Below are 694 nucleotides of genomic sequence, written 5' to 3' on the forward strand. Positions count from 1 at the left end.
TGTATCGCGACGAAGTGCTTCGTGTTGGAGTTCACTGAGAACGAAGTTCGTCACCGCAGTTTTTCCGACACCTGCCTTCCCGAACAGGAAGATGTTGTCGGGGCTGCGACCGAATAGTGCGTCGGTCAACGCGTGTTTGTATTCTTCAACCTCGGCATCGCGTTCGAGAATCTTATCTGGTTGGTACTCTTCTTTCAGTACACGCTTCTCACGGTAGATTTCGTCTTCGACGTCCTCGAACAGTCCACCCATTGATGTTCCGAACTTTCTGACATAGTAATATAAGTGTGTGGTTCGAGTGTTTCGAGTGTTACGTGATTATATATACTAGTGAGAGGGGTCCTTTCGAGTGTCTTCTAGTTTGATGTGCATGAGATTATAATTCGTTGATTGCCGAGAGAGTAAAATATATATTAGAAATACTATGCTGCGTACGTAGGCTAAAGATAGAACATTCAAAATCACCTCTCTCATTCTCGAGTGACGAGCACACAGACACACCATATTCACGCAGTACTCCCGTTGAAAATGTACTGAACACTCGAAATGACCCCTCCCTGTGAGATGTCCGTTCGGGATTGTTGAGAATCGGGTTCCCGGTTTCTCCATTCAAAAGTGCCAAATCCCACCCGCATGGTACGTGTTGCAAGTAGCTCAAGAGGATTGCTTTGGTGAAGGTCACAACTGGAGGAAG

1 pseudogene is annotated in these 694 nt (G+C 46.3%); it reads right to left on the bottom strand.

The features are described from left to right. A pseudogene (locus C5B91_RS21240) lies at positions 1–252 on the bottom strand (cell division control protein Cdc6); the annotation flags it as partial. Positions 253–694: the final 442 nt, after the last annotated feature.

It is taken from the genome of Haloferax sp. Atlit-10N (assembly GCF_003586325.1).
Classification (GTDB): domain Archaea; phylum Halobacteriota; class Halobacteria; order Halobacteriales; family Haloferacaceae; genus Haloferax; species Haloferax prahovense.